The 13161-nt window shown below is 72.6% G+C and carries 12 protein-coding genes; 11 read left to right on the plus strand and 1 reads right to left on the minus strand.

Annotation, left to right across the window (positions count from 1 at the left end; all coding sequences use genetic code 11):
- Nucleotides 1-14: 14 nt before the first annotated feature.
- The 3 genes from JOF36_RS03115 (at nt 15) to JOF36_RS03125 (ending at nt 5001) form a co-directional block, all read left to right on the plus strand.
- Nucleotides 15-335 carry a hypothetical protein gene (locus tag JOF36_RS03115; protein WP_210024918.1) on the plus strand — a complete coding sequence of 107 codons (321 nt, stop codon included), beginning with the start codon at nt 15-17 and terminating at the stop codon, nt 333-335.
- Between the two features lie 386 nt (nt 336-721).
- A complete protein-coding gene (locus tag JOF36_RS03120) occupies nt 722-2545 on the plus strand; it encodes a phosphoenolpyruvate carboxykinase (GTP) (RefSeq protein ID WP_210024919.1) in 1824 nt (607 codons plus the stop codon).
- A 413-nt stretch (nt 2546-2958) separates the two neighbouring features.
- Complete coding sequence (locus tag JOF36_RS03125; RefSeq protein ID WP_210024920.1) at nt 2959-5001, plus strand: hypothetical protein; 2043 nt, start codon at nt 2959-2961, stop codon at nt 4999-5001.
- An 18-nt stretch (nt 5002-5019) separates the two neighbouring features.
- On the opposite strand, the gene JOF36_RS03130 is transcribed toward JOF36_RS03125, so the two are convergent.
- Entirely contained in the window at nt 5020-5364 is a 345-nt protein-coding gene (locus JOF36_RS03130; protein ID WP_210024921.1) for a DUF3024 domain-containing protein, read from the minus strand.
- A gap of 64 nt (nt 5365-5428) precedes the next feature.
- On the opposite strand from JOF36_RS03130, the gene JOF36_RS03135 reads away from it, so the two are divergent.
- The 8 genes from JOF36_RS03135 (at nt 5429) to JOF36_RS03170 (ending at nt 13156) form a co-directional block, all read left to right on the plus strand.
- Nucleotides 5429-6007: a peroxidase-related enzyme gene (locus tag JOF36_RS03135; RefSeq protein WP_210024922.1), complete on the plus strand. Its 579-nt coding sequence runs from the start codon at nt 5429-5431 to the stop codon at nt 6005-6007.
- A gap of 95 nt (nt 6008-6102) precedes the next feature.
- A complete protein-coding gene (locus JOF36_RS40680) occupies nt 6103-6462 on the plus strand; it encodes an antitoxin (protein WP_210024923.1) in 360 nt (119 codons plus the stop codon).
- 201 nt (nt 6463-6663) lie between these two features.
- Complete coding sequence (locus JOF36_RS03145) at nt 6664-7851, plus strand: thiamine pyrophosphate-dependent dehydrogenase E1 component subunit alpha (RefSeq protein WP_210024924.1); 1188 nt, start codon at nt 6664-6666, stop codon at nt 7849-7851.
- Between the two features lie 3 nt (nt 7852-7854).
- On the plus strand, nt 7855-8832 hold the full coding sequence (locus JOF36_RS03150) for an alpha-ketoacid dehydrogenase subunit beta (protein WP_210024925.1): 978 nt from the start codon (nt 7855-7857) through the stop codon (nt 8830-8832).
- A 12-nt stretch (nt 8833-8844) separates the two neighbouring features.
- On the plus strand, nt 8845-10536 hold the full coding sequence (locus JOF36_RS03155) for a dihydrolipoamide acetyltransferase family protein (RefSeq protein WP_210024926.1): 1692 nt from the start codon (nt 8845-8847) through the stop codon (nt 10534-10536).
- Between the two features lie 67 nt (nt 10537-10603).
- Nucleotides 10604-11185 (plus strand): FxsA family protein, encoded by a 582-nt coding sequence (locus tag JOF36_RS03160; RefSeq protein WP_210024927.1) that lies wholly within the window; start codon nt 10604-10606, stop codon nt 11183-11185.
- 266 nt (nt 11186-11451) lie between these two features.
- Nucleotides 11452-12642 carry an ATP-binding protein gene (locus JOF36_RS03165; protein WP_210024928.1) on the plus strand — a complete coding sequence of 397 codons (1191 nt, stop codon included), beginning with the start codon at nt 11452-11454 and terminating at the stop codon, nt 12640-12642.
- Between the two features lie 220 nt (nt 12643-12862).
- Entirely contained in the window at nt 12863-13156 is a 294-nt protein-coding gene (locus JOF36_RS03170; RefSeq protein WP_210035090.1) for a GroES family chaperonin, read from the plus strand.
- The last annotated feature ends 5 nt before the right edge of the window (nt 13157-13161 follow it).

Raw genomic sequence — 13161 nt, forward strand, 5'->3', positions numbered from 1 at the left:
CACGGGAGCCAGCCGTGCCCTACGAGGTGGTCAGCGCCTACACCTTGATCCTCGGCGAGGCGTCCGCGGACGACGTGACCGGAGCCCGCCCCGAGGTGTCCGTCCACTCCACCGCCGAGGACGCCTGGCGGACGCTCGACGCAGGCGTCCGCGCGCGCTGCGGGATGCGTCCGCGGCCCCGGCGTCAGATCGACCCGGACGTCGTGGTCCGGCTCGCGGACGCCTGGCGGGCCGCGGATCCGACGGCGCGCTACTGGCAGGTCACCGCGCACCGGCTGCCGGTCATGGTTCCGGAGCTCGCCCGCGGTGCGGTCCCGGCCGAGGCGGCGCGCTGACCCTTCGGCACGAAAAGTACCGAAGAGAGTGGTCAGTTGTGCGTTGAACCGGACTTTTCTGATCTGCGAGAGTATTTCTCCGGCGGTGCACTCCGCTTTTCCGTACTCCGGTAACCGACCCTCGGCAAATGCGTCATCGCCGGCGGGTTGCGTTCTTGTGACAAGCCCGTCAGCAGCGACGACACGCGTGGGACCGAATGGGAGCTGGATCGATCTACATGATCGGTGCTGTGCCTGACCTCTCAATGGGCGCCATGGGTGAGGCGTCATTCCGCGGGTAGCCTTCTCCGTACATCTTTCCGTCTGGGCCCGTACCGACTGCGGTCACGGGCTCGTAGTAGTTCCCCCGGGCGGCGGGCCGGGGCCGGCGAGGAGAACAGGACGACATGACTGCAGCGACCGTTCCGGGCACCGACCGCGCACCGACCACCAACCAGGGCATCGTGGCCTGGGTTCAGGAGATCGCCGAGCTGGCCACCCCGGACCGTGTCGTGTGGTGTGACGGGTCCGAGGAGGAGTGGACCCGGCTGACCGACCAGCTGGTCGATGCGGGCACCCTCACGCGACTGAACGCCGAGAAGAAGCCGAACTCGTTCTACGCGGCCTCCGACCCCGAGGACGTCGCCCGGGTCGAGGAACGCACCTACATCTGCACCGAGACCGAGCGGGGCGCCGGGCCCACCAACAACTGGATGGCCCCGGCCGAGATGAAGCAGACGATGACCGAGCTGTACCGGGGCTGCATGAAGGGCCGGACCATGTACGTGGTCCCGTTCTGCATGGGGCCGACCGACTCGGACGACCCGATGCTCGGCGTCGAGATCACCGACTCCGAATACGTCGTGATCTCCATGAAGATCATGACGCGGATGGGTGCGCACGTCGTCCCGCTGCTCGACGCCGCCGGTGACCGCTGGGTGAAGGCGCTGCACTCGATCGGCGCCCCGCTCGCCGACGGCCAGGCCGACGTCCCCTGGCCGTGCAACGAGACCAAGTACATCAGCCACTTCCCGGAGACCCGGGAGATCTGGAGCTTCGGCTCCGGCTACGGCGGCAACGCGCTGTTGGGCAAGAAGTGCTACGCGTTGCGCATCGCCTCGGCGATCGCGCACGACGAGGGCTGGCTCGCCGAGCACATGCTGATCCTCAAGCTGATCAGCCCGGAGGAGAAGGCCTACTACGTCGCCGCCGCGTTCCCGTCGGCGTGCGGCAAGACCAACCTCGCGATGCTGCAGCCGACCATCCCGGGCTGGCGCGCCGAGACCGTCGGCGACGACATCGCCTGGATGCGGTTCGGTGCCGACGGACGGCTGTACGCGATCAACCCGGAGTTCGGCTTCTTCGGCGTCGCGCCGGGAACCAACTGGAAGACCAACCCGAACGCGATGCGCACCATCGAGCAGGGCAACTCGCTGTTCACCAACGTCGCGCTGACCGACGACGGCGACGTCTGGTGGGAGGGTCTGGAGGGCGAGCCGGCCCACCTGACCGACTGGAAGGGCAACGACTGGACGCCCGGGTCGGGCACCAACGCCGCGCACCCCAACTCCCGCTACACCACGCCGATCGAGCAGTGCCCGGTCGTCGCGCCGGAGTGGAACGACCCGAACGGCGTGCCGATCTCGGCGATCCTGTTCGGCGGTCGCCGCAAGACGACGATCCCGCTGGTCACCGAGGCCCGCGACTGGCAGCACGGCACCTTCATGGGCGCCACCATGTCGTCGGAGAAGACCGCGGCCGCGGCCGGCAAGGTCGGTGAGGTCCGCCGCGACCCGATGGCCATGCTGCCCTTCCTCGGCTACAACGTGGGCGACTACTTCGCGCACTGGGTGAACGTCGGCAAGGGCGCGGACTCCGACAAGCTCCCGAAGATCTTCTACGTCAACTGGTTCCGGCGCGGCGCGGACGGCCGGTTCCTGTGGCCGGGCTTCGGCGAGAACAGCCGCGTCCTCAAGTGGTGCGTCGAGCGGATGGAGGGCAAGGCCGCCGCCGTCGAGACCCCGATCGGCTACGTGCCCACCGTCGACCAGATCGACCTCGAGGGCCTCGACGACGACCCCGCGGACATCGCGGCCTCGCTGGCCGTCGACGTCGAGGAGTGGAAGGCCGAGCTCCCGCTGATCGAGGAGTGGTTCGAGAAGGTCGGCGACAACCTGCCGAGCTCGATCCGCGACGAGTTCGAGGCACTGAAGCAGCGCCTCGGAGCCTGAGCGACCCACGACCCGAGCCCCCGTCCGCCGCACCCGGCGGGCGGGGGCTCGTTCGTGTGTCGAGACTCCACAACGTCCCGCCGGCCGCTGAGACCCGCACTTCACCCGGATGGCCCAGTACTGCGCGGGACGTCGTGACTCAGGGTGGGCGCCGGAGGTTGCGCGAGTGGCGTCGTTCCGCGATGTCACAAGGTCGGGCCAGCGTAGGGGTGTGACAGGTAGCCTCCGGGAGGAGTCCGGACCGCCTCCCCGCGTGCCCGTTCGGGTCCGATGTCCTCGCGGAACGTGATGGACCGCGCCGTCGGCCCGATGGGAGCGTGCGGAGAGGTGGAACGGCGGGCGCGCCACGGCGATACACACCGTGGGCGCCGTTGCGGTACGGCGTTGCTGGCACGGCGGAGGTGTGAGGCGAGATGCTCGATGTCCGGGTGGCCGAGGGTGTGGACCCGGAGGCGCTCGTCGGGTTCGTCGAGCGGCTGGCGGGCAGCGGCCGAGGTGGACCGGCGGTACGGGCGGCGACGGCGCGGATCGTCGCCGACGTCCGCGAGGGCCGGGCCCCGGCGGGTCTGCGGACGCTGACCCGGGCGCTGGACTCCCCCGTTCCGGCCCGGTCGCCGGAGGACGGCGACGAGCCGGGGACGCTGACGGACGTCGTGGCCGCGGAGCCACTGATCGTCCTGTCCGACACCGAGCCTGCGGAGCTGGCCCGTGCGCTCGCCGACCTCACCGGCTACGGCATGCGGATCCTGCTGACCGGAGCCCAGGCCGAGCGGCTGGCCGCCGTGCGCGGCGCGCTGCCGGAAGCCGTGGCCGGGCGGGTCGTCGACCGGTTGCCCGCACTGCAGGCCAGCGAGCTGCGCCGGCTCCGCAGGCTGCTCGCGACGGTCGGGGCCGACCGGTCCGCGCGCGCCGACCAGCAACTGCCCCCGGAGTCGGCGCTGCCCGCCCCGGCGGACGTCGCGGCCTGCTGCATGCGGGCCGCCCGCACGGTAGACGGTGCCGAGGCCGGCGAGGCCCGGATCGTCCCCGGCCTGCTGCGCGACCTCGACGCCGATCGCCGGGCCGCGGTCACCCAGGTCGCCCGGTGCGTGCTGGACAAGCTCGACGCCCTCGGCCGGTCACCGGATGCCGACCGGCTGCGCGACGTCGTCGGCCGGCTCGTGCACGGTGGGCTGCGCGCCGAGTTCGAGTCGTTGCAGGGGCTCGCCGCCCGGCAGCGCGACGACCGGGCGGGGCTGGCCGCGTCCGGCCCGCGGGTCGAGGTGGTGGAGGCACTGCCCGAGGGCGGCGGCGACACGATCCGCCGCTACCTGGACTTCCTGGACAACGGAGGCCGTAGCCGCTCCTACTTCCGGCCCCAGGAACAGAAGGACGCCGAGCCGCTGCTGCGCTCGTTCCGGGTCGACGGCGAGGTCCCGCAGCACTACGACGAGGTCCTCACGATCGCGCACCATCTGCACCTGGCCCAGCGTGACGACGAGATCGCCCGGCTGTGCTCGGTGCTCGGTCTCCCGATCCCACGGTCGGCGGACGAGCTGCCCGCGCTGACCGACGCCCTGGACACGGTGGCCGCGGCCGCGCGGTCGGTCGGGGCGATCCGGCACGACGTGCTGTTCCTGCAGCAGGACTCGCCGGTGTCGGTGCCCGATCTGGCGGCGGCCGAGCGGGTCGCCCGGGCGATCGTCGACTACGACGACCACGGCGACCCGGCCGAGGCCACCGCCGAGCTCGAGCGGCTGGCCGAGGGATGCGAGTCGGCGGTCCCGCTCGGCGCGATGGCGCCGGAGCACACGGCCGCGGTCGAGGCCCTGCGACAGCACGACCCGCAGGCCTACGACACCGCCATCGGTGAGCTCGGCCGCGCCCGCCGCGAGGTGAGCGACCGCCACGAGCTGGACCGGCTGCTGGGCGAGCTGGCCGGTACCCACCGGGGCCTGGCGCGGGCCTGGGCCACCGACGCCGCACACGGCGTCCCCGGTTTCGGGCTGCTGCGGGTGGCCCGCAGCGACGACCTGCTGGGCGCGCTGCCGCCGGCCGACTCGGCGGATCTCGTCGTCGTGCTGGGATCCGGGGCACTGCAGGCCGACGGGCTGCTGCTGACCGCGGCCGCTCCGCGGATGCTGGCGGTCGTCGGGGACGAGCCGCGGGCCGAGTCGTCCGGGACGACCCTGCTCGAGGTGCTGAACCAGGCGTCGGCCCGGTTCCTGCGCAGCACCGGTGTGCAGCCGGACGAGAAGCCCGGCACGCCGGGCGAGGTCGTCGTCCCGGCGGTCCCGCCGGCGTCCTCGGTCCCGGTCCAGGCCGGCCCGGTGGAGGAGTCCTCGTCGCCGGCGGTCCCGGCGCCGCGGACGTCGTCACCGCCCGCCGACGCGGACGCGGACCGGCGCCCGTCGACGCTGTCCGCGATGGCTCCCGCGGCCCGGCAGGCCGCGCCGGTCACCCGCCGGGACGCGTAGCGCGGACTCGACGCGGGCTCAGCCCGAGCCGACCGCGCGGATGCTGCCGGCGATCCGTTCCAGCAGCACGAAGGGGTCCTGGGCAGGCGGCGGGATGCGTTCCCAGCGCCGGCCCGACTCGCGCGCGGCGGCGATGTAGAGCGTCCAGCTGCCCGGCTCCGGGTCGTCGGCACGCAGCTGCGCCAGCGACGTCGAGGACCACGCCGCGCCCAGCTCGGGGAAGGCCGGTGGCCTCCGGTCGAGGACGGTGACGGTGTTGCCCGCCGTCGTGTAGCCGATCCGGCGCCGCTCGCGCTCGGCCTCGGGTACCAGCTCCGCGCACCACGCCGCGAGCTGCCGGCGTACCTGCTCCGGGACTCCCATGGCGCGACATGCTCCCGGATCGGCAGGTGTCCGGGAAGAGGCGGGTGGGGCTAACGTCCGCGGTATGGCAGAGCACGAGGTGAGCCGGTTCGGGCACGTCGAGGTCGAGGACCTCCCGGACGATCTGGCCGAACGGATCGGCGCGATCGCGGAGAAGTCGGGGTTCGTCCCGAACGTCTTCCGGGCGCTGGGCAGGCGGCCCCGCGAGCTGCGGGCGTTCCTCGACTACCACGACGCGCTGATGGACTCCGACGACGGACTGTCCCGGGCCGAGCGGGAGCTGGTCGTGGTCGCCACCTCGGGGGCGAACAACTGCACGTACTGCGTCGTCGCGCACGGGGCGATCCTGCGGATCCGCACCAAGGACGTCGAGATCGCCGACCGGGTGGCCACGAACCCGTACGCGGTCGAGCTGTCCGAGCGCGAGCGCGCGATCGTCGACCTCGCGCTGCTGGTCGCCCGGCAGTCCGAGTCGCTCACCGAGGCCGACCTCGACGACGCCCGCACCGCGGGCCTGACCGACGAGGAGATCTGGGACGTCGGCGCGATCACCGCGTTGTTCGCGATGTCGAACCGGCTCGCCCATCTGACGGCGTTGCGCCCCAACCCGGAGTTCTTCCTGTTGGGCCGCGGGCCGCGCTGAGCGCGCGTCCTGCGCGTTTCCCCTACCGTGGGTCCGAGAGACTCGCGATCCCGCGGCCCGTCGATGAGCCGCACCCGTCATGGAGGTCCAGACCGATGGCATCCCTGTTCCGCCGACTCACCGTCCTCGCCGGGGCGGTCGAGGCGGCCCGTCGCTACGCCAGGTCCAACCCGGACAAGGCAGGCAAGGCCCTGGACTCGGCCGTCCAGTTCGTGGACAAGCAGACCAAGGGCAAGTACACGAACCAGATCGCCGGTGTCGCGCGCAAGGCGAAGGACGCGGCCGGGATCCCGCAGCCGGGCTTCGGTTACGGCGCTCCCGGCACCACCCCGCCCGCCCCCGGGAGGCCCGCGGCCGGCAACCCGCCGTACGGGGCCAACGGGCAGCCGACCGTGCAGAACCAGCAGCCGCCGGCGTTCCCGCCGCCCAACCCGGGTTCCCAGCAGGGTTCCTGAGCCCCGGTCCCGGTACCGCCCGACGGTGCCGGGACCGTCGTCTGTGGACACCACGGGCGTCGCGTCCTGTCCTGCTCGCCTTGTCCCGTGCCAGGATCGGTGGTGATGCAGCGATGCGTCCCGGGCCCGCCCACCCGTGCGGGCCACGGTGGGAGAGCGTCCGGCCGACACCCGGCCCGGGCGACACCGAGGAGGTGCGCCGTGGAGGAACCACAGGCGTGGGTACCGATCGATCCACGGTCGCGCCCCAGCCGTGACCAGGTCGTCAAGGGGCTCAAGGGCGTCGACGAGGGCGGCGCCGAGCTCGTCCAGCTGCTCACCCCGGAGGGCGAGCGCGTGCCGGACGAGCGGTTCGACCGCTATGTCGACGACGTGTCCGTCGAGGACCTGAAGTCGCTGTACCGCGACCTCGTCCTGGTCCGCCGGGCCGACCGCGAGGGCAACTCGCTGCAGCGGCAGGGTGAGCTGGGCATCTGGGTGCCGCTGCTCGGGCAGGAGGCCGCGCAGGTCGGCTCGGGCCGGGCGCTGCGCCCGACCGACATGTGCTTCCCCAGCTACCGCGAGCACGGGGTCGCCTGGTGCCGCGGGATCGACCCGACCGAGCTGCTCGGCATCTTCCGCGGCACCGACCAGGGCGGCTGGGACTTCGTCGGCCGCAGGTTCCACCCGTACACGATCGTCATCGGCAACCAGTGCCTGAACGCGACCGGTTACGCGATGGGCCAGCGGTTCGAGTCGAAGGTGGGCGACCGGGAGACCGGCGAGGCCACCATCTGCTACTTCGGTGACGGCGCGACCAGTCAGGGCGACGTCCACGAGGGTTTCGTGTGGGCCGCGGCCTACGACGCACCGCTGGTCTTCTTCTGCCAGAACAACCAGTGGGCGATCTCGGTGCCGCTGGAGCGGCAGACCCGGGTCCCGCTCTATCAGCGCGCCCGCGGCTACGGGTTCCCCGGTGTCCGGGTGGACGGCAACGACGTGCTGGCCTGCCTCGCCGTCTCCCGGTGGGCACTGGACGAGTGCCGCACCGGGAACGGCCCCGTCCTCGTCGAGGCGTTCACCTACCGGATGGACTCGCACACCACTTCCGACGACGCCACCCGCTACCGGCTGGCCGACGAGGTGGAGCTGTGGAAGCTGAAGGACCCAGTCGAGCGGGTCCGGGTGCACCTGACCCGCCGGCTCGGCGTCGACCAGGAGTTCGTCGATGCCGTGGACGCCGAGGCGAACGAGCTCGGCGAGCGGCTCCGGGCGTTCTGCCGGTCGATGCCGCAGCCCGGCCCGGAGCGGATCTTCTCCGAGGTGTACGCGCATGCGTCACCGCTGGTCGACGCACAGCGCGAGGAGTTCCTCGCCTACCAGGCGTCGTTCGTGGACGAGGAGGGCTGAGCGGTGGCGACCTCGACGCTGGCCAGGGCACTGACCGACGGCCTGCGCGCCGCGATGGAACGGGACCCCAAGGTCCTGATCATGGGTGAGGACGTCGGCAGGCTCGGCGGCGTCTTCCGGATCACCGACGGGCTGCAGAAGGACTTCGGCGAGCAGCGCGTGCTGGACACGCCGCTGTCCGAGTCCGGGATCATCGGTGCGGCCGTCGGGCTCGCGGTGCGGGGTTTCCGGCCGGTCTGCGAGATCCAGTTCGACGGCTTCGTCTTCCCCGGCTACGACCAGATCGTGTCCCAGCTGGCGAAGCTGCGGTACCGGACGCAGGGGCAGGTGCCGGTCCCGGTCGTCGTCCGGATTCCGTTCGGCGGTGGGATCGGTGCTGTCGAGCACCACTCGGAGTCACCGGAGTCGCTGTTCGCCCACGTCGCGGGCCTGAAGGTGGTCGCGTGCTCGAACCCGGCCGACGCCCACCGGATGATCCAGCAGGCGATCCTCTCCGACGACCCGGTGATCTTCTTCGAGCCGAAGCGGCGGTACTGGGAGAAGGGCGAGGTCGATCCCGATCTCGCCGCGGCGCCGCCGCTGCACACGTCCCGGGTGGTGCGGCCGGGGTCGACACTGACCGTCGCGACCTACGGCCCGATGGTGAAGACCTGCCTGGACGCCGCCACCGCCGCCGCCGAGGACGGCCACGACCTCGAGGTGATCGACCTGCGGTCCCTGTCCCCGCTCGATCTCGGGCCGGTCGGGGAGTCCGTGCGCCGGACCGGACGGCTGGTCGTGGTGTCCGAGGCCCCGTCCGAGTCGTCGGTCACCTCCGAGGTCGCCGCGCGGATCCAGCAGGAGTGCTTCTTCTCGCTGGAGGCGCCGGTACTGCGGGTGACCGGGTTCGACACCCCGTACCCGCCGTCGCGGCTGGAGGACGACTTCCTGCCCGACCTGGACCGGGTGCTCGACGCCGTCGACCGTTCGCTGGCCTGGTGAGGACCATCCGACATGCGTGAACTGTTCAACCTGCCCGACGTGGGCGAGGGACTGACCGAGGCCGAGATCATCGCGTGGCGGGTCGCGCCGGGCGACACGGTCGCGGTCAACGACGTGATTGTCGAGATCGAGACGGCGAAGGCGGCGGTGGAGCTGCCTGCACCGTGGGCCGGGACGGTCGGTGAGCTGTTGGCCGAACCGGGCGCGACGGTCGAGGTCGGGGTGCCGATCATCGCCATCGAGACCGCTGCTCCCGATACGGCTGCTCCGGACACGGCTGGTTCCGGCACCGCCGAGCCCGGTGAGGGCGGCGCGAAGATCGGGGAGGCGGGCAAGGACGGGCGCATCGCGACGCTCGTCGGGTACGGGCCGCGGCAGGGTACGGCGAAGCGGCGGCCCCGCCGGCGGCCCGGCACCGAGGCACCGGCGGCCGCGGACGGTGACGCCGATCCGGTGGGCCCGGACACGCCGGTCCCGAGTACGGCAGCCACGGATACGGCGGCGGGCCCGGACCCGGCTGCCGCAGATGCTGCAGGCTCGGATACGGCAGGACCGGACACCGGCGTGGATACGGCGCTCCCGGATACGGCTGGCTCGGCGGCAGGCTCGGATCGGACAGGACCAGGTAACTCCGGCACCGCTCCGGCCGGCCCTCGGAGCACGTCCGCCGAGACCGCCGGCGGCGAGACCGGTCCGACCGCGGCGTCGGTGCCCCTCGCCCCACCGCCGGTCCGACTGCTGGCCCGGGAGCTCGGTGTCGACCTGCGGACGGTCCCCGGTACCGGTGCGCACGGCCGGATCACCCGGGACGACGTGCGTGCCGCGGCGGCCGGTGGCGCGCCCACGTCCGCCGATCCTTCGGCCGGCCCGGCCACCACCGAGGCGACGGCCGCGACCGGAGCTGCGGGGGCCGCCGCTGCCGCCGGGGCACACCCGGCCACCGCGGTTACCGCCGCCGATGCTGCGCGGGGCACAGCGGCCCCCGCCGGTCGGCGGCCTGCCGGTACCGGGGACCGGCGCGAGCCGATCCGGGGTGTCCGGAAGGCGACCGCGGCGGCGATGGTGTCCAGTGCCTTCACCGCACCGCACGTGACCGAGTTCCTCACCGTCGACGTCACCGAGACGATGGCGCTGCGGGAGCGGCTGAGGGCGTCGAAGGAGTTCGCGGGGATCAAGCTGAGCCCGCTCGCGTTCGCAGCGAAGGCCGCGTGCCTGGCCGCGTCCCGCACCCCGGCGGTGAACGCGAGCTGGGACGAGCGGGCCGGCGAGATCGTCTACTACGAGCGGGTCCAGCTCGGGATCGCCGCGGCGACCCCGCGGGGCCTGGTCGTGCCGAAGATCCGCGATGCCGACCTGCTCGGCCTGAAGCAGCTGGCCGTCGCGCTGAACGACCTCGCCGAGACCGCGCGGGCCGGCCGGACGGCGCCGGCGGACCTCGTGGGCGGGACGTTCACCATCACCAACGTCGGTGTCTTCGGCGTCGACACCGGCACGCCGATCCTGAATCCGGGCGAGGCCGCGATCCTCGCCCTCGGTTCGATCAAGCAGGCACCGTGGGTGGTGGACGGCGAGCTGGCCGTCCGCACCGTCTGCCGGCTCGCGCTGTCGTTCGACCACCGGCTGGTCGACGGGGCCGAGGGCTCGCAGTTCCTCGCCGACATCGGTGCGCTGCTGGAGGATCCGGGGGTCGCCCTCACCTGGTGAGGCGTGTCGACGCCGAGCTCCGGCGGGTCGGATCCGGCCGATTCGGGCGATCCGGGAGCAGAACGGCGTGCTCGTGCGTTCTACGGGCATGCCGTTCGTGCTGCTCTACGTCGTGCTCGAGGTGGTGGCGATCGCCGGGCTGATCGCCTGGATCGGGCTGGGCTGGACGTTGCTGGTCCTGCTCGCCGGGTCGGTGCTCGGCCTGCTGCTCGCCCGCAGCGAGGGTGCGCGCGCCGCCCGCGCGCTGGCCACCGCGGTGCAGCGCGGCAAGCTCGCGCACGAGGAGGCCACCGACGGCCTGCTGATCGCGATCGGCGGTGTCCTGCTGTTCATCCCCGGGTTGATCACCGACGTGCTCGGCCTGGCCCTGGTGTTCCCGCCGACCCGGGCGCTGGCGCGGCGCCGGATGGTGCGGGCGGCCGAGCGGGCCGCGCCGGGGCTGCGGACCGCGCGGATCCGGTACGGCGCGACCGTGGTGGACGGGGAGACGGTCCCCGAGCCGGGCAGCGGTGCCGGACCGTCCGGCCGGCCTCCGCTGGTCACCGGGCCGGATGGCTCCCGCGGACCGGCGGGACCGGGCGGGAACGGTGGCTCCGGTCCGGTGATCGAGGGCGAGATCGTCGACGGTCCGGACCACCGCGACCGCTGACCACGCGGCCGCGGCGACGGGTGCGTCCCCGCCCGGGCTTACCAGCCGGGCCGGGCTCCGGCGAACAGATTCCGCAGCTCGGTGACGGGTACCGACGGTCCCCGCCGCACCGCTCGTACGTCCCCGGAACCGGGCCCGGTGCGTCGTGTGACCACGTTCGGTCACGTTCCGGACCGCTGGGCCGCCCGGGTGGATCGCCGCGACACGCCGTGCAGCGGCTACCGTCGTCTACGGAATCCGGAAGATCGACGGATACCGTCGGGGCCATGGACCCGGTGCGCAACCCGTTCGCTCCCGGTGCGGGGCAGCGTCCGCCCGAGCTCGCCGGCCGGGATCGCGAGGTGGACGCCTTCGAGATCGTCCTGGAGCGGGTCGCGCGCGGGCGCCCGGAGCGGAGCCTGGTGCTGACCGGGCTGCGGGGTGTCGGGAAGACCGTCCTGCTCGGCGAGCTGCGTTCGATGGCGATGCATGCGGGCTGGGGCGCCGGGAAGATCGAGGCCCGGCCGGACGCGGACCTCCGCCGTCCGCTGTCCGCGGCCCTGCACCGTGCGGTCCGGGACCTCGCCGTCCGGCACCGTGCACCGGAGCGGATCGACGAGGTGCTGGGCGTGCTCAAGGCGTTCGCGCTGCGCTCCTCGCCCGAGGGGACCAAGCTGCGCGACCGCTGGCAGCCCGGCATCGACGTCCCCGTGAAGAACGGCCGTGCCGACTCCGGCGACATCGAGATCGACCTCGTCGAGCTGTTCACCGAGGTCGCGGAGCTGGCCCAGGACGTCGGCTCCGGCATCGCCCTGCTCATCGACGAGATGCAGGACCTCAAGCCGGAGGACGTCTCCGCGCTCTGCGCCGCCTGCCACGAGCTGTCCCAGGCGCGGGTGCCACTGGTCGTGGTGGGGGCGGGGCTGCCGCACCTGCCCGCGGTGCTGTCGGCGTCGAAGTCGTACTCGGAGCGGCTGTTCAAGTACTCCAGGATCGACCGGCTGGATCGCAAGGACGCCGACTTCGCGCTGCTCGCCCCGGCCGAGCGGGAGGACGCGACGTTCGACCAGGACGCCCTCGACGATCTCTACCACCGATCCGGTGGGTATCCGTACTTCGTCCAGGCCTACGGCAAGGCGGCCTGGGACGCGGCCCCCACCAGCCCGATCGGTGCCGAGGACGTCGCGATGGCCGCGCCGGAGGCGGAGGCCGAGCTCGCCGTCGGCTTCTTCGGCTCCCGCTACGAGCGGGCCACCCCTGCCGAGCGGGAGTACCTGCGGGCGATGGCGGAGCTGACCGAGGGCGAGGACCTGCCGATCGACACCGCGTCCGTCGCGAGACACCTCGACCGGCGGGCGTCGTCGCTGTCGCCCGCCCGGGACAGCCTGTTGAAGAAGGGTCTGGTGTTCTCGGCCCAGCGCGGGCAGATCGCGTTCACGGTGCCGCACTTCGGGCGTTACCTGCTCGCCAACTCGTGAGACGATAACCCGTACGAGTGAAAACCGGTTGCGGTGTAACGCAACTCCGTTCCCGGTCGAATGTCCTCCTGAGCCCCGCGGCGCCACCGGACCCCCGACCCGGTCGCGCCGCGGGGCGTTCCACGTTCGGGGCCCGGTGTCGCGGGACCGGGCGCTGCCGGGAGCGTCGGCACCGGCCCGTAGCATCACGAAGGTGGTCGAGCCGAAACTCGAGATCCAGATGCTCCACGACCGGGTAATGATCAAGAAGGTCGAGGGCGAGGGTGAGCGGCGGAGCTCGGCCGGAATCGTCATCCCGGCAACCGCACAGGTCGCCAAGCGTCTGGTCTGGGGAGAGGTCGTGGGGGTGGGTCAGCACGTGCGAACGGTCAAGGCCGGCGACCGCGTGCTACTCGCTCCCGAGGACCAGTACGAGGTCGAGATCGGCGGGGTCGGACATCTGGTGATGCGCGAACGGGACCTGCATGCGGTGGCCTCTACGGCCACGCAGCACGGGACCGGCGTCTACCTCTGACCCCC

Source organism: Pseudonocardia parietis, from assembly GCF_017876315.1.
GTDB classification, from domain to species: Bacteria; Actinomycetota; Actinomycetes; order Mycobacteriales; family Pseudonocardiaceae; genus Pseudonocardia; species Pseudonocardia parietis.

Bases quoted from the DNA above. Each gene is read 5' to 3' on its own strand.
- JOF36_RS03120 (WP_210024919.1), top strand. From the start codon at position 722: ATGACTGCAGCGACCGTTCCGGGCACCGACCGCGCACCGACCACCAAC.
- JOF36_RS03125 (WP_210024920.1), top strand. From the start codon at position 2,959: ATGCTCGATGTCCGGGTGGCCGAGGGTGTGGACCCGGAGGCGCTCGTC.
- JOF36_RS03130 (WP_210024921.1), bottom strand. From the start codon at position 5,364: ATGGGAGTCCCGGAGCAGGTACGCCGGCAGCTCGCGGCGTGGTGCGCG.
- JOF36_RS03135 (WP_210024922.1), top strand. From the start codon at position 5,429: ATGGCAGAGCACGAGGTGAGCCGGTTCGGGCACGTCGAGGTCGAGGAC.
- JOF36_RS40680 (WP_210024923.1), top strand. From the start codon at position 6,103: ATGGCATCCCTGTTCCGCCGACTCACCGTCCTCGCCGGGGCGGTCGAG.
- JOF36_RS03155 (WP_210024926.1), top strand. From the start codon at position 8,845: ATGCGTGAACTGTTCAACCTGCCCGACGTGGGCGAGGGACTGACCGAG.
- JOF36_RS03165 (WP_210024928.1), top strand. From the start codon at position 11,452: ATGGACCCGGTGCGCAACCCGTTCGCTCCCGGTGCGGGGCAGCGTCCG.
- JOF36_RS03170 (WP_210035090.1), top strand. From the start codon at position 12,863: ATGCTCCACGACCGGGTAATGATCAAGAAGGTCGAGGGCGAGGGTGAG.